This window comes from Ruminococcus sp. FC2018 (assembly GCF_000621805.1).
In the GTDB taxonomy this organism is placed as follows: Bacteria; Bacillota; Clostridia; order Oscillospirales; family Ruminococcaceae; genus Hominimerdicola.
In genome coordinates this window covers 51,131-71,121 of the sequence record NZ_JHXH01000003.1, presented here as the reverse complement: position 1 = coordinate 71,121, position 19,991 = coordinate 51,131, and the positions used below count along the sequence as shown (strand labels likewise).

Sequence of the window (19,991 nt, the reverse complement as noted above, 5' to 3'; positions counted from 1 at the left end):
CGGGCATAGCTATCAGGCAGCCATACATTTCATTTCTACAACATACTTTTCTACCTAACCGCCATACCTCCGCTGAGGAATTTGTACAATGTATCTTTGTTTATCAAATACTTTTTGCCCGCCATTATGCAAGGCAGCGCACCCGTCCTGCACAGCTCTCTGACTCTGAACTCTGTAAGTCCCTGAAAAAGCTCGGCAGCTTCCTTAATGGTAAGCATAGTGATTTTCGTTTCTGTTTTGTTTTCAGCCATTCTATTATCGTTCTCCTTCCTGATTTGATGTTGTTCCGATTTCTGATTGCATTGTTCAATTTAATCTGTCCTTTCGATTTAGATTTTTACCCACCTTATTTCAGGTCGGGTCGCTGTGGGATACCATATGCGTACCCCATATCCATACGGTGAACAATTCGTTCACCGTCAATGGGGTGTCCGTTTTGTCCACTCCCTTGGACGAGGTGGTGGTTTGCCACCCCATGATGACGGGATGTTCTGTCACGTCATGGTGAGAGATGTAGTCCTGTTTTGGGGCTCCACTGATACCGAAAGCCCGTTTCGGGAACTCGGTACCGTTTCGGTATCGAGTCACGTTTCGTTACCCCATATGCATTCCCAGCGACTCTTTCTTTTCCCATTCCTCTTTGAGCCGCTTGCGGTCAACTGCGGAGTAGTGCTTGTCCTCGTCCTCATCGCTGTCCTCTATCAACGTAGCCAGAGCAGTAATCCCGTCAACAAGCCCAATTGTATCAATTGCGAAGCTATCAGAATTTTGCACAGCTTTGAGCTTACTTTCTGCCGCCAGCTCTCTTGCTCTTTCAGCTTTGATGAGTATTCTGCGCTCATGCTCCCAACCTGTTTCAGCAGGTCGCTGCTCATTTCTTTCATCTCCTGATGTATCTGCTGACGGTTCTGTTCGCTCTCCTGCTGGTATCTGCCAAGCAGTATCGACTGGTTCTGCTCGTACCTCGTCATCTGTTTGCCGGTCGGCAGCTCTTTTAATTCTTCTCTGACCTCGTCCTGCGACTGACAAATCGAACTGAGGATTTTCAACACCGCCGTCCAGTTCTGCTCCTGAACTACCACCATAGGAGCGGTTTCCGAAGCCTCCCGAAAGCTCTCCTTGTTCTTCTCCATTAAAGATTCTATCTCTGATCTCGAATTCATATTCCATCATCTCCTTTGTAAATCTTCTGTCGTGCAGTTTATTGCACCTGCATTTCTTTCCTTTGGGCGTGGTGTAGGTGATGTACTTTCGCTGCTGCTCCCACCGCACATGGTAACCTTTGCGTTTCATCAAAGCTATGAACTGCTTTTGGGACTTTGCTTGTTTCATACAGTCTGTGATTGCGTTCATCAAAGCGAACTTGAAGCTCTCGCCACGCACAGCACTGCGGTACTCCTTGTCGCCGAGTATCTCTTTATGACTATCCTTACTAAAGGTAGGCTCTTGCAATGTGTGAACACCATACTTTTCACAGATCTCATCGGACAGTTTCATTAGCTGTTTGACATCATTAAGGTTGGAATGGAACTTTCGTCCGTTCTGAAAGCTGACCGAGTTGAACACTATGTGGCTGTGGATATGCTCTCGGTCTATGTGAGTTGCCACGACACATTCAAAGTTTTTGAGGGCTTTCTCTGCAAGTTCAACTGCAATTTTGTGTGCAAGCTCTGGCTTGATGTCATAGCCTTTCGGGAAACTCTGCACCAGATGATAGTACAGTCTGCCGCCTGTCTTTTTGTGCATCTGCTTGGTTAGCATCATTTCGTTGTAGGCATTCTCGGTTGAACAGTTCACACCCGACACAAACCGCCTGTCCTCCAGCTTGGTTTTCTTCTCTCTGCTGACATACCCGAGCAGCTTTTTCAAGCCGCCCGTTGTCTGATTCTTGCTGTTTGCAAAGTGGATTATCGGCATCACTTCACCTCCTTTAGCATTTCGCCCAGCCGACCGTAGATGTCCATAAGCAGACCTCTGCACTCTTTCAGCTCGGCAACTTTCACTCTGCCCTCGTTGCAAAGCCTGGTCAGCTGATTGAGATTGTTGCCCACAGCTTTGAGCTGCTTGCTCAACTCGTGGAAGCCGTCAAGCACAATTATCTTCTTTCCAAGCGCCGACCGCAGAACGAAATCGGACAGCTTCAGCCCTCGGCTTGCAGCTCGCTCTCTGATCTTTCTCCGCTCGTCCTCGGTACATCTGACTGTGATAGTTACATCTCTTGTTCTCAATTTCATCACTCCTTTCTTTTCGCTATGAGGGGGTCCGGGGTCCTCCCCGAGCCGGCAATGCGGGAGGCAAGTTCGAGCCAGCTTGCTGGGTTGTGGACTGCCGCCTGCGATGCTGGCGTGTCCGAATCCCTGCGGTTTTCGGACTGCCGTTTGCATCCCTCAATTTGACCTTTTCTTCTTTCGCTATCATTGGCAGAAGAGAGAAAAATACTGTGTGGCTTGACCTGCCGACTGATACTTGGAACAGTTTAATTCAGCACCTCTGTGCCGCAAAGCACTCATTCTCGGGCGTTTGTCTTTTTTTGCAATTTTGGAGTTACTATACAGATAGTAAACTCTGCGGCGAGAGTTCCTTACTCTGCCATTCGCTCACACTTGCGCCACGTTGCCCTGTGGGGCGTTCTGTGTCTGCGGCTCGGGTAAACTCTCCACCGAGGTGGAGGGCGGGCACAAATCGCGCGACAGTCGCTGGGCTATCTTCTCCTTGTCGAGCATAGTCACATTGATGACCCCGCCGCTATCTCTTATCGAGACAGTGTTGCGGTTGGTCTTTGAAACTATCAGACCGTCTTTCCTCATCTGTTTGAGCAGCTCTTTCTTGCTTATCGTGAACTGCTCACCCTGATTGCTGCACAGCTGTCTGACCTCAGAGTGCGCACTGTCCATGAACAGATAGTAGTATCTGTCGTCCTGAAGTCCTATGCAGTTCTTCTGTCTTATTGAGTAGTCAGAGCCTCTTGTTTCAACATAGCACCTGCCGCTGTCGAGTAGACTGGTGAGCTTTTCGCAGAACTTTGTCACAGGATCTTCCTCAAGGATAAGCTCGGCGCTGCTCTGAACATTCTCAATGAGTATCTCATCAAGGTTGTCAAGATACCTCTTCTGATCATCGCTGCCTATGAACTCTGTATCGAGCAGGAACTCAAGCAGCATCACAAGTCCTATCCGCAGATGCGAAAGCATATCCGGAACTCTGCTGTGGAATGCTATCTGTTTCTCAGTCAGACTGACAAGATAGTCTTTCCTGAATTCCAGGAACATCTCCGAGAGTTTCGTTTCAAAGCTGTCTGCGTCTTTCAGATATTTCTCCTTGAGCCAGTCAAGGTATGTCATCATTATTCCCGAGAGTATGTTCTGCTCTGCGCACCGCTGGTACACCGACAGCTCTTTAAGGTCAACATCATCGCTGTTGAGTTCAAGGCAAAAGTATCTTGCACTGCCCGAAACAGAGATGCTCGGTGCGAACTCAGCAGTGATGACTGCGTTGCCTGCCGGCGGCTTTGAGGCTTGTATCTCAATCTTTGAGTTGAGCCTTCCTCTGCCTGTGCGGTCACCGTAGTATCTTGAAATGTTCTGTGCGATAGTGTTCATTTCTTTTTCCTGATAGCTGCTTGACGGGTGAAAGTCATCTATGCAGGTCAGCACATCTTTGAGATAATAGCTGTTGGCAAGTATGCTGTTTGCGGTGTCGTGGAAGGACATCGGCAGGTCGCTCGCCGTGAACCTTCCGAAGAAGGACAGGAACAGTGCTGCGAGTGTTGACTTTCTCGAGCCTGTCTTGCCTATGAGTGCAGTAACAAACTTTGGTTCACAGCCAGCGTTTTTGAGAAAGTGTCCGAGCGGGGAGAGGAAAGTAACCGCTGTCAGAGGCAGCATAACTCTCTCGGGTGCAATAGTGTTGTCGAGCATATCACAAAGCAGCACAGGCTCATCGGGCGTACACTTTGAAACAAAGCGGTACCGTTTGAGCTTGCCTTGAAGTTCAACAGTGTACTTGCTGTTCTCATTCGGCATCAGGAACACATACTCTCCGTCGATAAGTTTCCAGCCTGTCTGTGTGTATATCGATTCACGGACTGGTTTTTCTTTGGGTGACATTATAGCGTGGCATATCTTCTGATGCACATTCTGTCTTGGCTGTGCAGCGCCCTGCTGCCCCCACCTTTGCAGCAGCCATTTCATCGTCTGCATATCGTCAGCAGATACCAGCTGCTCGGTGAGAACATCACCGCTTTTGTGAACAGCGGATATGAGGAACTTCTTTTTTTCTTCTGTTCCGTCATCGTAGGTGACCTCTGCTTTGAGCACGGGAACGAAGTCGGCGAGCTTGACATACTCGGTCTTGTTTTTGATCTTCACCTCCTCGTAAAGACAGCCGTCCTTTACAAGATAGGGCTGCTCATAGACGGTGTCGTCAATCTCGCTTAGGGTTTGTTCGATCTGGATTTCGTTCAATGTTTCATTCATTCTATCTCCTCCTATTCTTTTTACGCATTACACGCATTACAACTGCCGCAGAGTCAATAACCAAAGGGCTTTGCGGATTTTTCCTCGTATTACACACAGCATACGCTCGCATTACAGGTATTACACGCATTACACACGCATTACAGCTTTCAGCTCGAAACTACGCCGTTTGCGATGAGTGTAAGGCGTGTAAGACGAAATTGAGAGCAGGGTAGCTGCTTTTGTCGCACTCCACTATAGTTCCTGCCGATTTCTTTCGGCGTATTGTCCCGACTTGGTACGCTCCGAGTCCTCCAGGCTCATCATGGCTGTACTTCCCCGTGGGGTATCCTTCGTGTGTGCGGATTCAATTTTCAAGATGCTGAGATCTTTCTTCCTACTTGTATAAGGGAGAGATGTTGGGGTTTTGATAACCTTATTTTTGAGATCTGTAATAAATTTTGTTGGCTTGCACAGTAAACCGTACTTTCATTTAGTGAAAAGCACAACAGTTTTTGTTTTTTGCACATTCCTCCTTTGATCTGTCTATGGTTGTTGGCTTGTGGTTTTCATTTTACATTGGACTCACTCCTTTGACGATATATGTAGATCGTTTATTGCAAACAAAAAAATCCTTCCTCCGAAAACTTCGGAAGAAGGATCTGATATCAGTATTCAATTCTTTCAAGTAGCGGAGTTAAGTTGTCTTACTGTCATCAGGGTATAACAACCCCTTGGTTCAACCGGACACATTTTTGTCCATTGGTGAAGTAAAACATTTTGCGGTCACAGTAGTACTCAGTCAAATTGACCGGTCTCCGTATACTCGATTTGACGGCAAGCTGCTTCGTCACATAAATGCAGCTGTGTTATTCGTCAGTGTATACTTCACACGTTGACAGATAAAACACCTATGCGTTGCTTTGTGAATCAACACCCTTTCGGATGCCGCCCCCGCTTGGTAGCCAGCCTGGCGATACCTACCCGCTGCTCCGCTTGCTCGTTTTGTTAAGATTCCTGTTGTATCTGTGATTAAGTATAACCGATTCTGTGACCGATGTCAATACCAAAATGACCTATGTCACAAAATTTCAGCGCTTTAACAATAAAACCGAACATTGAAAAACGACACCGTGTTGATTATCTGTCACATTGTCACATTCTAAACGCTGTGAGACATCCGTCGTTTTGACGAAACATATGGTCGGGAAAAGTTTGGGCGGGAGAATTCTTTTGGATACTCAATAAAGTATAAATACTAATCTCTCCACTTTATCTCGCCTCTTTTGATTTCTTTACCATGGTAGTAGGAACACCACCACATCTTTTCTGGTATATTATCCTTTGTAATTCTTAGTTTTTGACCTGGCTTGATTTGAGATAAGAATTGTTTGTAATCTCCTATAGAGAACGAATCGACTGTGGCAAACTCTATCCCCGTAATAATATTTCCGGATTCGTCATACTTAGTTTCATTTTGATCATACAGGCGTATATTATTAAGGTGTTTTTTTAACTCGTTTTGTTTAGTTTTATCTGGAATGGGTTTCTTTAGTGATTCAAAAGATACGAAACTTTTGTGCGAAATGCTAATTGGTTTGTCAACCCAGTCGGGCCTTTTGCCCAGCGTAGGTTTTTCATAAACTTCTACCCCATATAGTTTTTTTACAAGTCTTGAATACTCTTGGTCATATTTATCTGAATCAGTTAAATCAAAATGTAATCTGCTTTGTAGATAAGTTGGTTTACAAATGTTGCCGTTCTCATCACGTTTCATTATTATAGGAATAAATCTATCTTGTGAAACCTCACTATAAACTCTGGCTGAAATAATCTGTGTTTCAGTCCCTACACCTCCACTATGATTGTCTGCTTTTTGTGCATATAGTGGATCAAGTAGCATTAATACATTTGTGATAGAATCATCATTCACACATTTTTCCATGAAAGCATCTACATTACAGGCGACACGCACGGCGATTTCAGGCGGGTGCATGAGTTCTGCCGCAGGTTTGAAACAACACAGGACGACATTCTTATTATCCTCGGCGACGCAGGCATCAACTACTATGGCGGAAAGAGAGACCAGAAGCTGAAAGCTATGCTTTACTTTCTGCCGATAATACTCTTCTGTATTCACGGCAACCATGAGATGCGGCCGCAGAACATCGACACATATAAAGAGGTGAAGTGGTAGGGCGGCACGGTGTATCGTGAGAACGAGTTCCCCAATATCCTGTTTGCAAAGGACGGCGAGGTGTACGACCTTGACGGCATCAGTGCGATCGCTATCGGCGGCGCATACAGCGTTGACAAAGAGTACCGCATTGAGAACGGCTGGGGCTGGTGGGCAGACGAACAGCCGAGCGACGAGATAAAGGCTCGTGTTGAAAAGACTCTTGCGGAAAGGGACAATAAGATCGATGTTATCCTCAGCCACACCACGCCGCTGAAGTACGAACCGACAGAGGTGTTCTTGTCCTGTATCGACCAGTCAACAGTTGATAAATCCACGGAGCAGTGGCTTGACAAGATAGAGGAGAACGTAGAATACAAGAAGTGGTACTGCGGACATTATCACACCAATAAGAAGATCGACAAGGTCAGTATTCTGTTTGAGGATATTGCTGCGTTCGGGGTTTAAAACTTAAAACGTACCCTCGGAACCTTAAATTTTACTTTAAAAACTTAGAATATCGACTCTAAAACTTAAAATATGCGCTTGAAACTTTAAATTTCGACTTTAAAACTTAAAATTCAAACCCGAAACTTTAAATTTTAGCATTAAAACTTAAAATTCTCGGTTGAGGTTTAACACTTGGATATAACGGGGAGCAATGTTATTGCTGCTACCGATTTCAGAACCTGACGTTTATTTGACGCTTATCGGGTTTTCAAATCGGGTAAAATTCAGCAGAGATCACAACAGGCAGGCAATCGGGAAACTTTGCAAAACCGCTGTATTTGCGCTATTTGACGGGTTTCGAAAAGCCCTCGGACGCTGTTCAAGCCCGTTTGCCTCACAAATCAAAACGCCTTGCAAATAGAGCGACTGCACAGCTTGCAAGGCGTTGTTCTATTGCCGGTTCGGAGTGGTCTTGTTATGTTCGGAATACTTTCGGTAATCGAGCGGCGTGCTGCCTGTTTTCTTGCGGAAAGCCGCCGAGAATTTGCCTGCGCTTTCGTATCCGACCGCTGCCGCAATATCAGCGACCTTCATCGACGGCTCGTTTTTCAGCAGATATGCCGCACGGTCAAGGCGGCAGTTTTTCATATAGGTATATATCGGGCTGCCGTAAATGCTGCTGAAACACTTTTTCAAAGCGGTCGGTGCGATATCGAATCTGTGCGACAGCTCTTCTATGGTGTATGATCTTGTCAGGTCAGATGTCATCAGTTCGCAGATGGCGTGTATCTTTTCGACCTGACCTTTGTAGAAATACGGCTTTTCGGTCTTGTACCTGTCTATTTCCAGTGCATCGAGAAACAGCAGCAATTCGAGTATCTTGATGCGGAAATAATCACGCCTTATCTTTGAGGGCACATTGTAAAGCTCGGAAAAGATATGGGCTATTTCGGGACACGAGGATATGACATACGGCTCTTTGTCGGTGCAGTATTTTTGCGAGATATCCGAGAGCCTGACTTTGAAATCGCTGATGTAGCTGTCAAGGGCAGGCTGGGCTGTATCAAGGTCAAAGGCGATAGTCAGCCCGTAATAGTGCTTGAGAGGAAATCTTGCTGTGCCGTTGTTGTGTCTGCCGTCGTCGATCCGCAGTTCGCCCGATGACAGACAGCAGACCGAATCGTCCTTCACGCTCGTTTCGATCCTGCCCTCACGGCAATGATCTATGCAAAGGAAATTGCCCTTTGCTGCAAAGTCAGAATCACAGCTTTGCATATGAAAGTTGTTGTGCATGATTATAACGCCGTCAAAAACATGATACAGCGTCATTACGCCTTCACCTGTTTCAGAGGTCATGCGCATTATGCGGCAGTCCTCTTTTTCAAAAACATCGGCAACATTTGTGCCAAAGGCAATGCCGTTCATATCGTGATCCACACTATCACCCTTTCGCAAAAAATCAGTATCATTCTCTGTTTTTCAGCACCTCGGCAGGTGTTATCTTATTGAGCTTTCTTGTCAGCAAGGTACTGCTGATAAAGTACACCGCCAGCACTGAAACATAAACCGCCAGATATATCAGCGGGGAAAATTCAAGCACCATCGAGCAGGCGACATTTGACACGAAGCTTGGGTAGATGCCGTCCATAACGAGCTTTGCGAGCGGTATGCAGACAAGTGCGCCTATTGCAACGATCATCAGGTTGCCGCTCGTGTAGAGCTTGCGTATCTCGCTGCGGCGGTAACCGAATATCTTTATCAGTGAGATGCCGAACGAGCTTCGGTCTATCATTACGCCCATCATCAGATACATAACCACGATGAATATCACCACGCCGACGATAAGCATAGTCCAGATGAGCGAACTCATCTGCTGTACAAAAACTCCTGCGCTTTTTTCAATGTCGGCTTTGCTCGTTGTGCTGTAAAGTCTGCTTTCGTCGATATCGAGCTTTTCGCCCGAGAACACGGCATTGAAATAGTCCTTATCCTCACCGAAAAGCTCACGCATAGAGCCGATGTCCATAAATATCGTGAAACCCGGCGAATACTGCGCTGTGCCGCTGACAGTAAAGGTGTAGTCTTTGTCGTTTGCAGTATCTGTGAATGTCACCTCGTCGCCCGTTTTATAGCCAAATCGTTCAACAAGCGAGTTGTTCACGACGGCTTTGGTTTTGTCCTTTTCGGGACGGGCATCAAAGTATCTGCTGCCATCGGTCAGACCTATCACGGTCACATCGAGAGTGTGCCCTTTGCACTCTGTGGAAAGCGTCCTGACAAATGCTTGCTCGCAGCCTTTGGGTATCTCTTTATCGGGGAATTTATACAGGTACATATACTCATAGTGGGTATCATCTGCGTTGTCAGTTTTTAATGCCGAGCACATAACGAGGCAGTCAAGCCCGAGCATGACCACAAGCATCGAGACAAACATTCCGAGCACAACGGTTATCGCAGAGCGAAGCTCACGCACCGTCTGCCTTATGCGGAAAACGGTGATAAAGCTCTTTGAGCGTATGTTGAACCGGCGATAGCTCGATGCGCTTTGTTCGTTCTTTATAAGCGAGAGCGCAGTGCGTGAGAGCCTTTTGTTTATGACTATCGCATTGACGGCTGCTGAGATTATCGGCGGCAGGATAAGCCCGTATATCAGCAGGTAAGGAGCATAGTATATGTCATACTGCGGCAGTGAGAAATGGTCGTATGCATCGTGCAGCTTTGAGCCTATGCCGATAGGTGAAAAGCCCATGCCCGTGCCGATAAGTCCGCCGATGAAAGCGACTATCGTAGGCAGTGTGATGTAGTGGCGCAGCAGGTCTTTCTTTTTAACGCCGAGCGAATAGAGTGCGCCAATGACAGACGATTCACTATCAATACGGTGAACGACAAAGACCGAGATGACATAGCCGAACAGTATCAGAATGATTATGCCTGCGGCAAGACCTGCACTGCGGTGCATCAATCTGTTGCCTGCGGCAGCCTCGATGCGCTTGTTGTCATCGGCAGTCACAAACGAAAGCAGATTCTCGCTGCCCGTGTCGGTCTTTATCGACTTAAGCTTTTCTTTGAGTTCGCTGCCGGTCACGCCGCTGCCCAGCTTGTAGGCGCAGACATAGTCCTGCGCAGGCATTCCGTCGTGAGAACGCACATTTTCATAGCACTCGTCAGTTACAAAGATAAGCCCGAAATACTCCGACTGAACCGCCGTGTCGGAAAGCTTGTCCTTCGGCTGTTCATAGTCGGATACGCAGCCAATGCCCGTGACGGTGAAGCTGATGCCGCCTGCGGTCAGCTCATCACCGACGGATATTTTGTTGCACTCGGCATAGCGCTTTTCAAGCACGCACTCGCCGTCCTTTTCGGCAAGCCTGCCATCGCTGAGTATCAGTTTGTCGATGTTCTCACGATTTTTGAACATGCGAAGTTTCGTTTCGTGATTGACTGAAAGGTCGGTCGAAAACTCTTCCTGAAGCTGTGTGCCGTCTTTTGTAAGCTCTTTGATATCATTGTCGCTCAGCGGTTGGAACACTGTGAAAAAGCCGTCCTGTGTGTTGAATTCCTCACGTTTTTCGTCTGTGCCGTGAATAACCGTTTCAGCTGCACCGACGATGCCTATAACGAGATAGATTCCCATGGCTATAACAAGCGTTAATGCCAGATAGCGTCCCCAGCCTGCCTTTAGAACACGGGGCAGGCGCTTTCTCAATACCTTTCTCATCACAGATCCTCCAGCTCGGCAGCGGGTATGCGTTCCTCGTTTTCGTAGTCCTTGAGTATCTGCCCGTCCTTGACGATGATGACCTTATGTACCATATTCTTTATGGAGTTGTTGTGGGTGACTATCAGCATCGTTGTGCCGTATTTGCGATTTATCTTTTCCAAAAGTATCAGAATATCCCGTGAGGTCTTTGAATCGAGCGCTCCCGTCGGTTCGTCACAAAGCAGCAGCTTGGGGTTCTTGATAAGTGCTCTTGCTATCGCACATCTCTGCTGCTGACCGCCCGAGAGCTGAGCGGGGAACTTGTTCTGGTGTTCGGTAAGACCGAGCACATCAAGCAGTTCGTCAATATCCAGAGGCGAGTCGGTGAGGTACTCGCAGACTCTGATATTTTCCCGAACGGTCAGGTTCGGCACAAGATTGTAAAACTGAAAGATAAAGCCGAGATAGTCACGGCGGTAGTCTGACAGCTCTGCAGGCTTCAAGCCGGATATCTCCTTGCCGTCAACTTTTACAGAGCCGGAGTCCATCGTATCAAGTCCGCCAATGCAGTTGAGCAGGGTCGATTTGCCCGAACCGCTCGTGCCCAGAATGACGCACATCTGACCTTTGCCGACCACTGTGCTGACACCTTTGAGCACCTGTATGTAGCTTGTATCCTTGCCGTAGCTTTTCTTCACATTGCTTATCTGCACAAACATAATATCTGCTCCTTTTCACAAGTTAGAAATGACTAACCATTTGCTTTGATATTGACATTATACATTACTGTTCGCAGATATTCAAGAGCCAAAAAGACAAAACTGTTCCATTTGGTCAGAAATGTGCAGGGGAGCGATTAATACGCCAAACAGCCCGACAGATTATCTTGCCGGGCTGCTGAGGCCGGTTAGGTTTTATAAAAAGATAGATGCGACGTGGTAAACGATGCAGGAGAGCAGCAATGCGCACACGATATAGAACGCTGCGACTTTTGCTGTCCATTTGAGCGAGTGAGATTCTCTGTATGTCGTGGAAAGTGCCATAACACAGGGAACGTTGAATGTTATCGCAAACATGAATGCAAGTGCCTCTGCCTGAGAGATAACTCCCTTCATACTTTCTGCAAGCGTTGCGCTGTCAACACCCGAATGTGCGCCGAATGTTGCATCGAGCATAGAGTGCTCACCGACAAAAACAGAGTTCAGAACGCCGAGCACCGATTCCTTTGCAAATGCAGAGCCGATAAAGCCTGCAAATGTTCTCCAGCCCATACCGAAGAATTTGGTCACAGGCTCAATGGCAGTTCCTATCTTGTAAAGCAGACTGTCCTCAATGTTTCCTGTGCTTGTGTACTGCAGCAGCCAGAAGATGAATGAGATGATAAACACAGTTCGCAGCGCTCTTTTGAAGATGTCCAGCGACTTGAAGCCTGCCTCTTTGAAGATGTGCTTCCAGTGTGGCTTGTGATATGGAGGAAGCTCCATTATCATTCCCGTTCTTGTCTCGGCGGGAGCGAGCTTTTTGCCGAATATCTTTGATACTACCCACATCATAAAGAACACATAGACAAGTATGCCGAGTATCACCAGAGCCATTGCCCATGCAGGGAAGAACATTCCCGAGACAACAGGGATGATAGACCATATAGATGCACAGGGAACTGCCCAGACGACAGCCATTGTGAGCATCTTCTGTCCCCAGTTGTCCATGACTCTTGTTCCGCTTGTTGCACCAATGGTACAGCCAAAGCCCATAAGCATCGGAGCTACAGCTTTGCCCTGAAGACCGAGCCTCGAAAGCACTCCGTCAAACTGATAAGCCATTCTTGCGAGGAAGCCTACTTCTTCAAGATAGCCGAAGACTATGTTGACCGCCAGAACAAATCCGCCCATTGCAACGCAGAAATACAGCGTGTTTGGTATGATGAGGCTGAACACCGAGATGAGCCACGGGTGAACATTCAGGCTGCTCAGACCGTTTGATATCGGCTCGCTGAGCAGTTTCGGTATCATTGCGCCAACGCCCATTATAGGTGCAGCGGCGAACATCGACACGATAAAGGCAAGAAGAACGATGCCTATGCAGGCTATCTTTCCCTTTCGGGGACTTGTTATCATCTTGTCGAATTTCGACAGCTTGTATTCTTTCTGTTTTGTTTCGCAAACGCCATCGAGCTGTTTGCTGATCCATTCGTACTTTGAATTTACTGCATCTTTGATATCATCATTGCTGCCCGTTTCGGGAACGCTGATGAGCTTATGGGGGTCTTTAAGCTCGGATACTATCAGCGACTTAAGCTTGTCATAATCCTTGTCATCGGCTGCCGTAAATGGCAGCACGGGTATGCCAAGACGCTCAGACAAAAGCTCGGTGTCTATCGTTACTCCCTGCTCTTTTGCAACATCCATCATATTCAGTATAAGCGCCGCAGGTGCATCGAGCTGTGCGAATTCGGCGAGCATGAACATACTTCTTTCGAGCTGTGAGGCATCTACCAGCACGAGCACCAGGTCAGCACTGCCGTCCTTGATGAATTTCTCGGTGATGACCTCTTCGTCGGAATTGCCCGAAAGGCCGTAGCTTCCCGGCAGGTCGGTGATAGAATACTTTTCGTTGTTGTATGTGAACGTTCCGTCTTTCTTTTCGACAGTCTTTCCCGGCCAGTTGCCGACATGCTGTCTTGAACCTGTGAGGTGATTGAACACGGTGGATTTGCCCGAGTTGGGCTGTCCGAGAAGTGCTATGGAATTCATGCGCCTGCCTCCTCTATCTCAATCTTTTCACAATCGGCACGGTTCAGTGCAAGCAGTGTCTGCCTTGCGTAGATGAGCACAGGCATTTTCCTGTCATTTCTTACGACCTGAAAAACTGTTCCCTCTGTCAGACCGATAGATGTGATGCGGTTGAGAAAATGAGTATCGCTTCCCAACGCACACACCCTGCCGAGCTTGTCAGCTTTTAATTCACTCAGCTTCATTACTTTTCCTCCTTGTTTTTCTCTGTGCTGCAATGCGGACAGCGCCCCGAGCATCCCGGACAGCCGCAGCTGCAGCCTCCCTTTTTCTTCTGCCTTACCGCACTTCGCAGTGCCAGGGCAAAGATAATTATTACAACGGCTGCCGCTATGACAGTACCGATGTTTTCTGATAACCAGTCTATCATTGAACTGCTCCCTTCGTCAGTTAGCCGCAACTAACCAAACATCAATAATTATGCAGCAGTTTCCTGCTGCAGTGTGTATATTTCCGCTCAGAGCCCGAGTGCTTTGGATGCTCCTGCGGAAAAGAAGGTCAGTATGACCCGTATGTTTTCAAGCATTTCAGTTTTTTCGATGTTGTGCATAACAGCCTCGAACAAGCTGGAAACATAGGCGTGACATATGATGTGCAGCTGCCTTTCCGTTGGCAGGGAGATGTCACAGCCAAGCTCCTGCGCCAGACGCAGAACGCTCATTGAAACTCTTGTTTCCATACAGACAACATCGTCAGTAAAATTGCTGTAAGGCGTGCCGTTTGAACAGCACAGCAGCAGCTTTAGCGCATCGAAATTATCATATATAAAGTCAACGATGCTTTCCGCACTTACGGCTGACCACATCTGTGCTGCTCCGTCACTGCGAAGCCTGTTGGCGATATCTGTTTCTGCCTGGCTATACATCTTTTCAAGCTCATCGACAGTCGGCTGGACCAGTGCGGAGAACAGCTCCTCCTTGCTGGCAAAATGCCGATAAAGCGCACCGGTCGTAATGCCTGCATCACGGCACAGGTCACGCAGATTTGCTCGCTCAAAGCCGTTTTCAAGAAAGAACTGATAGGCGCTGTCGATTATTCTTTTGTGCGTTTCGTCATAAGTTCCACGAGCCATGATACAGCCTCCTGTTATAAGATAACATTGTTCGCTAACAGCGTTATCATTATAGCACACGAGTTTGGTGCTGTCAATTGGTAAAATGATATTTAACGATTTTTTCATAAAAGCAAATGCAGTCAGTTCGCTGCTTATCGACCATATTCAATCGCCTGAACTGCCGTATCATCGCATTATAATACCTTTTGTCAACTTGCGAACAAAATAGAGCTTTTGGAAACAAAATGGAGTTGAAATCCGCAGGAATATGTGATAGAATACTCATCGGGCCCGTAAACGGGCTTTAATTCAGAGTAGAGGTTAGAAAGAACTAACCGACGGAGGTAATTATGAAGGGAAAAGATCTTATCAACATCGGAATATTCTCGGCGATATATTTCGTTATCGTCTTTGTGGTGGCAATGCTCGGGTTTGTGCCGATATTGCTGCCAATGCTCGCAGTGCTCGTGCCGATCATCGGCGGTATACCGTTCGAGCTGTTTCTGACACGCACGAAAAAGTTCGGTATGATCTGGATAATGAGCGTTATAATGGGACTGCTGATGCTGCTCACGGGTATGAGCTGGCCGCCGCTTGCTGTGTCGGCTGTTACGGGTCTTCTCGCAGAGCTTGTATTCAAAGCTGGCAAGTACCGCAGCGCTGCTATGGCTGTGCTGACAAATGCGGTGTTCAGTCTGTGGGTGGCAGCAAACTATCTGCCATTGTTCTTTGCGGCGGAGAAATACTGGGAGTCACGCAAGGATTACGGACAGGACTATATAGACAAGGTAAACAAGCTTATGCCGACCTGGATGTGCCCTGTGATGTTTGCATCGGCTTTTGTGTGCGGCATCATCGGCGGACTGCTCGGCAGAAAGCTGCTCAAAAAGCACTTTGAAAAGGCGGGGATAGCGTGAATACAGATATCTTTGAGGCTCTTGACAAAGCGGGTTTCGGCTCGAACGTTCACGAGGTCGCCGCACAGGGCGAGTGTAGGGTACTGCGCCTGGAGGACGAAACGGGCGAGGGATTTATGACGATGTACCGGGTCTTCGACGGTGTTTATCTGATGTATAACGACTTTCATCTGAGAAAATGTGTTTCGGAGTATCAGAACGCCGAAACAGTTCTGTGCGTCGATCATTGCCGTGAGGGACGCATCGAGCACGAGAATCCCGAAGGGTGCCGATACTATATGGAGGCAGGAGATATCCGCATCGACACCCGTGTTCACCACGCAGGCAGAGTCAGCCTGCCGCTGTCGCACTATCACGGCATATCATTAGGATTTATAAAAGGTGCTGCAGACGAGTCGCTGAAAAATGAACTGCCGTTTTTATCACTGAGCCTTGAAAGTATTGCCGGAAAGTTCTGTCCCGACAGCAAGGAGTTCCTGCTGCGTGACTGCGAACAGCTGCAAACTGTTTTCTCACAGCTGTATCATCCGCCGAAAACAAACAAGCTTGAGTTTTTCAAGGTCAAGACTGCAGAGCTTTTGCTCTTGCTGTCAGAAACAGACGCACGCAGCCATACAAAGCAGCGGCAGTATTTCCCTGCAAAGCAGACCGACAAGATAAAGCAGATGCACGAGCTGATGACAGGTTCTCTTGATCGCTCGTTCACGGTGGAACAGCTTTCCGAGCGGTTCGATATGCCGCAGGCAACTCTTCGCAAAGTGTTCAGGGCGGTGTACGGCGTACCAGTTTATCAGTACATAAAAAACTATAAAATGAATGCGGCAGCCTCGCTGCTGATATCCGACCCGACACTCACGGTCTCGGACATCGCACAGCGCATGGGCTATGACAACGCATCAAAATTCTCTGCGGCATTTCGTGATGTTATGGGGTCGTCGCCGCAGGAATATCGCACTAAGGAGGAGACATAATGGGAAAGGACAAAAACGGCTCGTTCGGGTGGCTGCTCAGCCAGTCGGGTGAGCGAAAAGGAAAGTTCACGGCAAGCGTGATACTTGCGGCATTGAGCATGATATGCGGTATCGTGCCGTATTATTTCGTCGCAAAGATAGTCCGCATGCTGCTTGACGGCAGCAGAGACACAAGCGGATACATCATCAACTGTGTGATAATATTTGCGCTGTGGCTGGGTCACTCGTTGTTCCACGCAATCTCAACGGGCTGCTCGCACGTTGCGACTTTCCACACGCTCGCAGTTATCCGAAAGAAAGCTCTCGACAAGCTTTCAAGAATGCCGCTGGGCGATGTTATAAGTCAGCCGTCCGGCACGCTGAAAAGCACGATAGTCGAGCGAATCGACAGCATCGAAACGACGCTTGCACATATCCTGCCCGAGTTCACCACGGGCATCGGCGCACCGATAATCATTCTCATCTATGCGTTCTGCATCAGCTGGAAACTCGGTCTTGCCGCACTTATCACCGTGCCGCTGGGTATCGTGTGCTATGCGCTGATGATGTTCGGATACGAAAAGAGCTATAACAGAACGGTCAAAGCGACTAAGGAGCTTAATGCCGTGACTGCTGAATATATCGGCGGCATCGAGGTCATCAAGGTGTTCGGCAAGGCGCAGTCGAGCTATGACAAGTTCGCAGATGCCGCAAAGGAAAGCGCCGCAAGCTTTGTTGACTGGATGCGCAGCTGTAATGTGTATATGACATTTGCAATGTGCATAATGCCTGCAACGATGATTTCTGTTCTGCCGATAGGTGGTATAATGGCTATGCACGGCACTATCCGGGCAGCCGATTTCATCACGATGATAATTCTCACCGTCGGGCTTATCGAGCCGCTGCTGAGAGTTATGGCGTATTCCGATGACATCGCACAGATGGATACTATCGTCAGCGAGGTCAGAGGCATCATCGACGCACCCGAGATGGTGCGCCCCGAAAAGCTGACAAAGCAGTTTGACGGCGGCGACATCGTGCTTGACGATGTGCATTTTGCATATAAGGACACAGAGATACTGCACGGCATCTCGATGGCGATAAAACAGGGTGAGTTCGCCGCACTTGTCGGTCCGTCAGGAAGCGGTAAATCAACAGTCGCAAGGCTTATCGCAAGCCTGTGGGATACAGGCTCGGGCAGCATAACCTACGGCGGCGTGAACATCAAGGATATACCGCTTGACGATTACAACGACAGGATAGCTTTTGTTTCGCAGGATAACTTCCTGTTCGATATGACGGTGCGGGAAAATATACGTCTCGGCAGGCAGAGCGCCACCGATGCAGAGGTCGAAGAAGCTGCAAAGCGCTGCGGCTGCCACGATTTCATCATGAGCCTTGAAAACGGATACGATACCGTCGTCGGCACAGGCGGCGGACATCTCTCGGGCGGTGAGCGCCAGCGCATCTCTATCGCAAGGGCGATGCTCAAAAACGCAGATGTTATCATTCTCGATGAGGCAACTGCATATACAGACCCCGAGAACGAAGCGATAATCCAGCGCAGCGTTGCAAAGCTTGTTAGCGGAAAGACGCTTATCGTTATCGCTCACAGGCTCTCGACGGTAATGAACGCAGACAATATATTTGTTATCAAAGACGGAAATATCGAGGAGCAGGGAACGCACGGACAGCTGCTTGAAAAGCAGGGGCTTTACAGCAGAATGTGGACTGCACATATCAGCGCAAAGGACGGTGAGCAGGATGTTTAAGATACTTAAAAACTTCTTCGCTTTCTGCGATGAGGGCGACAGGAAACGCTTTTATGTCTCCATCGTTCTCAGTCTTGTGCAGGCGATGTTCGAGGCGCTGAAAATACCGGCAATCGCAGTAATGGTCAGGGCACTTATCGACGGAAACGTCACATCAAAGACCTGTCTTGCCTGCCTTGGCATAATGCTCGTGAGCATCATCGGAGCAGGCATCGCAAAGAGCAAGGCGACGATGCTTCAGACAGAGGGCGGATACAACACCTGCGCACAGAAGCGTATGAAGCTTGCCGAGCATCTGCGCTATCTGCCTATGGGCTACTATAACGAAAACAGCCTCGGGCGCATAATGTCGGTTACGACAAACACGATGCAGAACCTTGAAAACGTAGCGACAAGAGTCGTTATGATAGTCTGCTCGGGACTTCTCTCGACAGCTGTCATCACGCTGATGATACTCTTTTTTGACTGGCGCATCGGGCTTATCCTCTGCGCAGGTCTGATAGTCTTTTTCATCATCAACACGGGACTGATGAAAGCAAGCGCCGAAATGGCGAAGAAAAAACAGCAAAAGGACAGCGCACTTATCTCAAAGGTCATCGAGTACATTCAGGGCATCTTTGAGGTCAAAGCTTTCAGGCTTACGGGCAAGCGCAGCGGCGAGCTCAACAGAGCGATCGACGAGAACGAGCATGCAAACTCCTCAATGGAACTCAGACTTATACCGTTTATGACACTGCAAAGCTTCTGGCTCAAGGTGCTCGGCACGGTGATACTTATGACATCGGTGCTGCTTTACCTCGGCGGTTCGATGGACCTTTTCACCTGCATCATAATGATAATCAGCTCATATCTCATCTATGCACAGCTTGACAATGCAGGCACATATTCGGCACTTCTTCGCTCGGTCGATGTCTGTGTAAAGCAGGCAAACGAGATACTTGCCACACCGCAGATGGACATCAGCGGCGAGGATATCAGACCGCAGAGCTTTGACATCTGCGCAAATAATATTTCTTTTGCATACGAACAGAGAAAGATAATCGACGGCGTAAGCCTTTCGATCCCGCAGAGGACAACGACCGCAGTTGTCGGTCCTTCGGGCGGCGGAAAGACCACGCTCACCTCGCTGCTCTCACGTTTCTGGGACGTTGACGAGGGCAGCGTGACGCTCGGCGGAAAAGACGTGCGCAAATACAGTATGGATTCACTGATGAAGAATTTCAGCTTTGTGTTCCAGCGTGTGTACCTGTTTGAAGATACGGTAGCAAACAATATCCGTTTTGGTCAGCCCGATGCGCCGATGGATAAGGTCATCGAGGCTGCAAAGAAAGCTTGCTGCCACGATTTCATCATGCAGCTTCCCGACGGCTACGATACCGTGATCGGCGAGGGCGGTGCATCGCTTTCGGGCGGTGAGAAACAGCGCATCTCAATTGCCAGAGCGATAATGAAAGATGCACCGATCATTGTGCTTGACGAGGCAACTGCAAACGTTGACCCCGAGAATGAGGCTGACCTTATGAACGCTATCGACGCACTGACAAAAGAAAAGACGATAATCATGATCGCACACAGATTAAAGACCGTGCGCAAGGCGGATAACATCGTCGTTATCGAGTCGGGCAAAATTGCACAGCAGGGCACTCACGAACAGCTCATGCAGCAGGGCGGCATCTATAAGTCATTCGTCGAGAGCAGGCGTGAAGCGGCATCGTGGAGATTGTAA

The 19,991-nt window shown here is 48.3% G+C and carries 19 protein-coding genes; 6 read left to right on the top strand and 13 right to left on the bottom strand.

Going from position 1 to position 19,991, the window contains the following annotated elements; translation table 11 throughout:
• Positions 1-50: 50 nt before the first annotated feature.
• The 6 genes from T494_RS0102755 to T494_RS0102735 all read right to left on the bottom strand — a co-directional run bounded on the left by T494_RS0102755 (position 51) and on the right by T494_RS0102735 (position 6,387).
• Positions 51-251, bottom strand: coding sequence for a helix-turn-helix domain-containing protein (locus T494_RS0102755; RefSeq protein ID WP_028504967.1), 201 nt, complete (start codon positions 249-251; stop codon positions 51-53).
• A 100-nt stretch (positions 252-351) separates the two neighbouring features.
• Entirely contained in the window at positions 352-498 is a 147-nt protein-coding gene (locus T494_RS14100) for a hypothetical protein (protein ID WP_242836372.1), read from the bottom strand.
• Between the two features lie 96 nt (positions 499-594).
• A complete protein-coding gene (locus tag T494_RS13300) occupies positions 595-1,917 on the bottom strand; it encodes a relaxase/mobilization nuclease domain-containing protein (protein WP_051539961.1) in 1,323 nt (440 codons plus the stop codon).
• Positions 1,917-2,228, bottom strand: a complete 312-nt coding sequence (mobC, locus tag T494_RS12105; protein WP_051539958.1) for a plasmid mobilization relaxosome protein MobC — start codon at positions 2,226-2,228, stop codon at positions 1,917-1,919. Before mobC ends, T494_RS13300 begins: the two co-directional genes overlap by 1 nt.
• Positions 2,229-2,597: 369 nt before the next feature.
• Positions 2,598-4,475, bottom strand: coding sequence for a hypothetical protein (locus tag T494_RS13295; protein ID WP_051539956.1), 1,878 nt, complete (start codon positions 4,473-4,475; stop codon positions 2,598-2,600).
• 1,237 nt (positions 4,476-5,712) lie between these two features.
• Positions 5,713-6,387 (bottom strand): hypothetical protein, encoded by a 675-nt coding sequence (locus T494_RS0102735; RefSeq protein WP_155984018.1) that lies wholly within the window; start codon positions 6,385-6,387, stop codon positions 5,713-5,715.
• On the opposite strand from T494_RS0102735, the gene T494_RS14320 reads away from it, so the two are divergent.
• Together T494_RS14320 and T494_RS14315 are read left to right on the top strand one after the other, a co-directional pair.
• The gene (locus T494_RS14320) at positions 6,364-6,651 is read left to right on the top strand and encodes a metallophosphoesterase (RefSeq protein ID WP_347490850.1); all 288 of its coding nucleotides are present in this window, start codon (positions 6,364-6,366) and stop codon (positions 6,649-6,651) included. The genes T494_RS0102735 and T494_RS14320 overlap by 24 nt on opposite strands.
• 9 nt (positions 6,652-6,660) lie before the next feature.
• Positions 6,661-7,098: a hypothetical protein gene (locus T494_RS14315; protein WP_347490847.1), complete on the top strand. Its 438-nt coding sequence runs from the start codon at positions 6,661-6,663 to the stop codon at positions 7,096-7,098.
• A gap of 432 nt (positions 7,099-7,530) precedes the next feature.
• On the opposite strand, the gene T494_RS12090 is transcribed toward T494_RS14315, so the two are convergent.
• From T494_RS12090 to T494_RS0102695, 7 genes are all read right to left on the bottom strand, one after another.
• Complete coding sequence (locus T494_RS12090; protein ID WP_242836371.1) at positions 7,531-8,517, bottom strand: AraC family transcriptional regulator; 987 nt, start codon at positions 8,515-8,517, stop codon at positions 7,531-7,533.
• A gap of 28 nt (positions 8,518-8,545) precedes the next feature.
• Entirely contained in the window at positions 8,546-10,798 is a 2,253-nt protein-coding gene (locus T494_RS0102720; protein WP_028504965.1) for an ABC transporter permease, read from the bottom strand.
• Positions 10,798-11,499 (bottom strand): ABC transporter ATP-binding protein, encoded by a 702-nt coding sequence (locus T494_RS0102715; protein WP_028504964.1) that lies wholly within the window; start codon positions 11,497-11,499, stop codon positions 10,798-10,800. Before T494_RS0102715 ends, T494_RS0102720 begins: the two co-directional genes overlap by 1 nt.
• A 195-nt stretch (positions 11,500-11,694) precedes the next feature.
• A complete protein-coding gene (gene feoB, locus T494_RS0102710; RefSeq protein ID WP_028504963.1) occupies positions 11,695-13,533 on the bottom strand; it encodes a ferrous iron transport protein B in 1,839 nt (612 codons plus the stop codon).
• The gene (locus T494_RS0102705; RefSeq protein WP_028504962.1) at positions 13,530-13,757 is read right to left on the bottom strand and encodes a ferrous iron transport protein A; all 228 of its coding nucleotides are present in this window, start codon (positions 13,755-13,757) and stop codon (positions 13,530-13,532) included. The genes feoB and T494_RS0102705 overlap by 4 nt, the downstream gene beginning before the upstream one ends.
• Positions 13,757-13,942 (bottom strand): FeoB-associated Cys-rich membrane protein, encoded by a 186-nt coding sequence (locus tag T494_RS0102700; protein ID WP_028504961.1) that lies wholly within the window; start codon positions 13,940-13,942, stop codon positions 13,757-13,759. The genes T494_RS0102705 and T494_RS0102700 overlap by 1 nt, the downstream gene beginning before the upstream one ends.
• 87 nt (positions 13,943-14,029) lie before the next feature.
• Complete coding sequence (locus tag T494_RS0102695; RefSeq protein ID WP_028504960.1) at positions 14,030-14,644, bottom strand: TetR/AcrR family transcriptional regulator; 615 nt, start codon at positions 14,642-14,644, stop codon at positions 14,030-14,032.
• 332 nt (positions 14,645-14,976) lie between these two features.
• On the opposite strand from T494_RS0102695, the gene T494_RS0102690 reads away from it, so the two are divergent.
• Genes T494_RS0102690 through T494_RS0102675 form a run of 4 tightly spaced genes read left to right on the top strand, consistent with a single transcriptional unit; the run spans position 14,977 to position 19,991 of the window.
• Entirely contained in the window at positions 14,977-15,543 is a 567-nt protein-coding gene (locus tag T494_RS0102690) for an MptD family putative ECF transporter S component (RefSeq protein WP_028504959.1), read from the top strand.
• On the top strand, positions 15,540-16,514 hold the full coding sequence (locus T494_RS0102685) for an AraC family transcriptional regulator (protein WP_051539953.1): 975 nt from the start codon (positions 15,540-15,542) through the stop codon (positions 16,512-16,514). The genes T494_RS0102690 and T494_RS0102685 overlap by 4 nt, the downstream gene beginning before the upstream one ends.
• Positions 16,514-18,265, top strand: coding sequence for an ABC transporter ATP-binding protein (locus T494_RS0102680; RefSeq protein ID WP_028504957.1), 1,752 nt, complete (start codon positions 16,514-16,516; stop codon positions 18,263-18,265). Before T494_RS0102685 ends, T494_RS0102680 begins: the two co-directional genes overlap by 1 nt.
• Positions 18,258-19,991, top strand: a complete 1,734-nt coding sequence (locus T494_RS0102675; protein WP_028504956.1) for an ABC transporter ATP-binding protein — start codon at positions 18,258-18,260, stop codon at positions 19,989-19,991. The genes T494_RS0102680 and T494_RS0102675 overlap by 8 nt, the downstream gene beginning before the upstream one ends.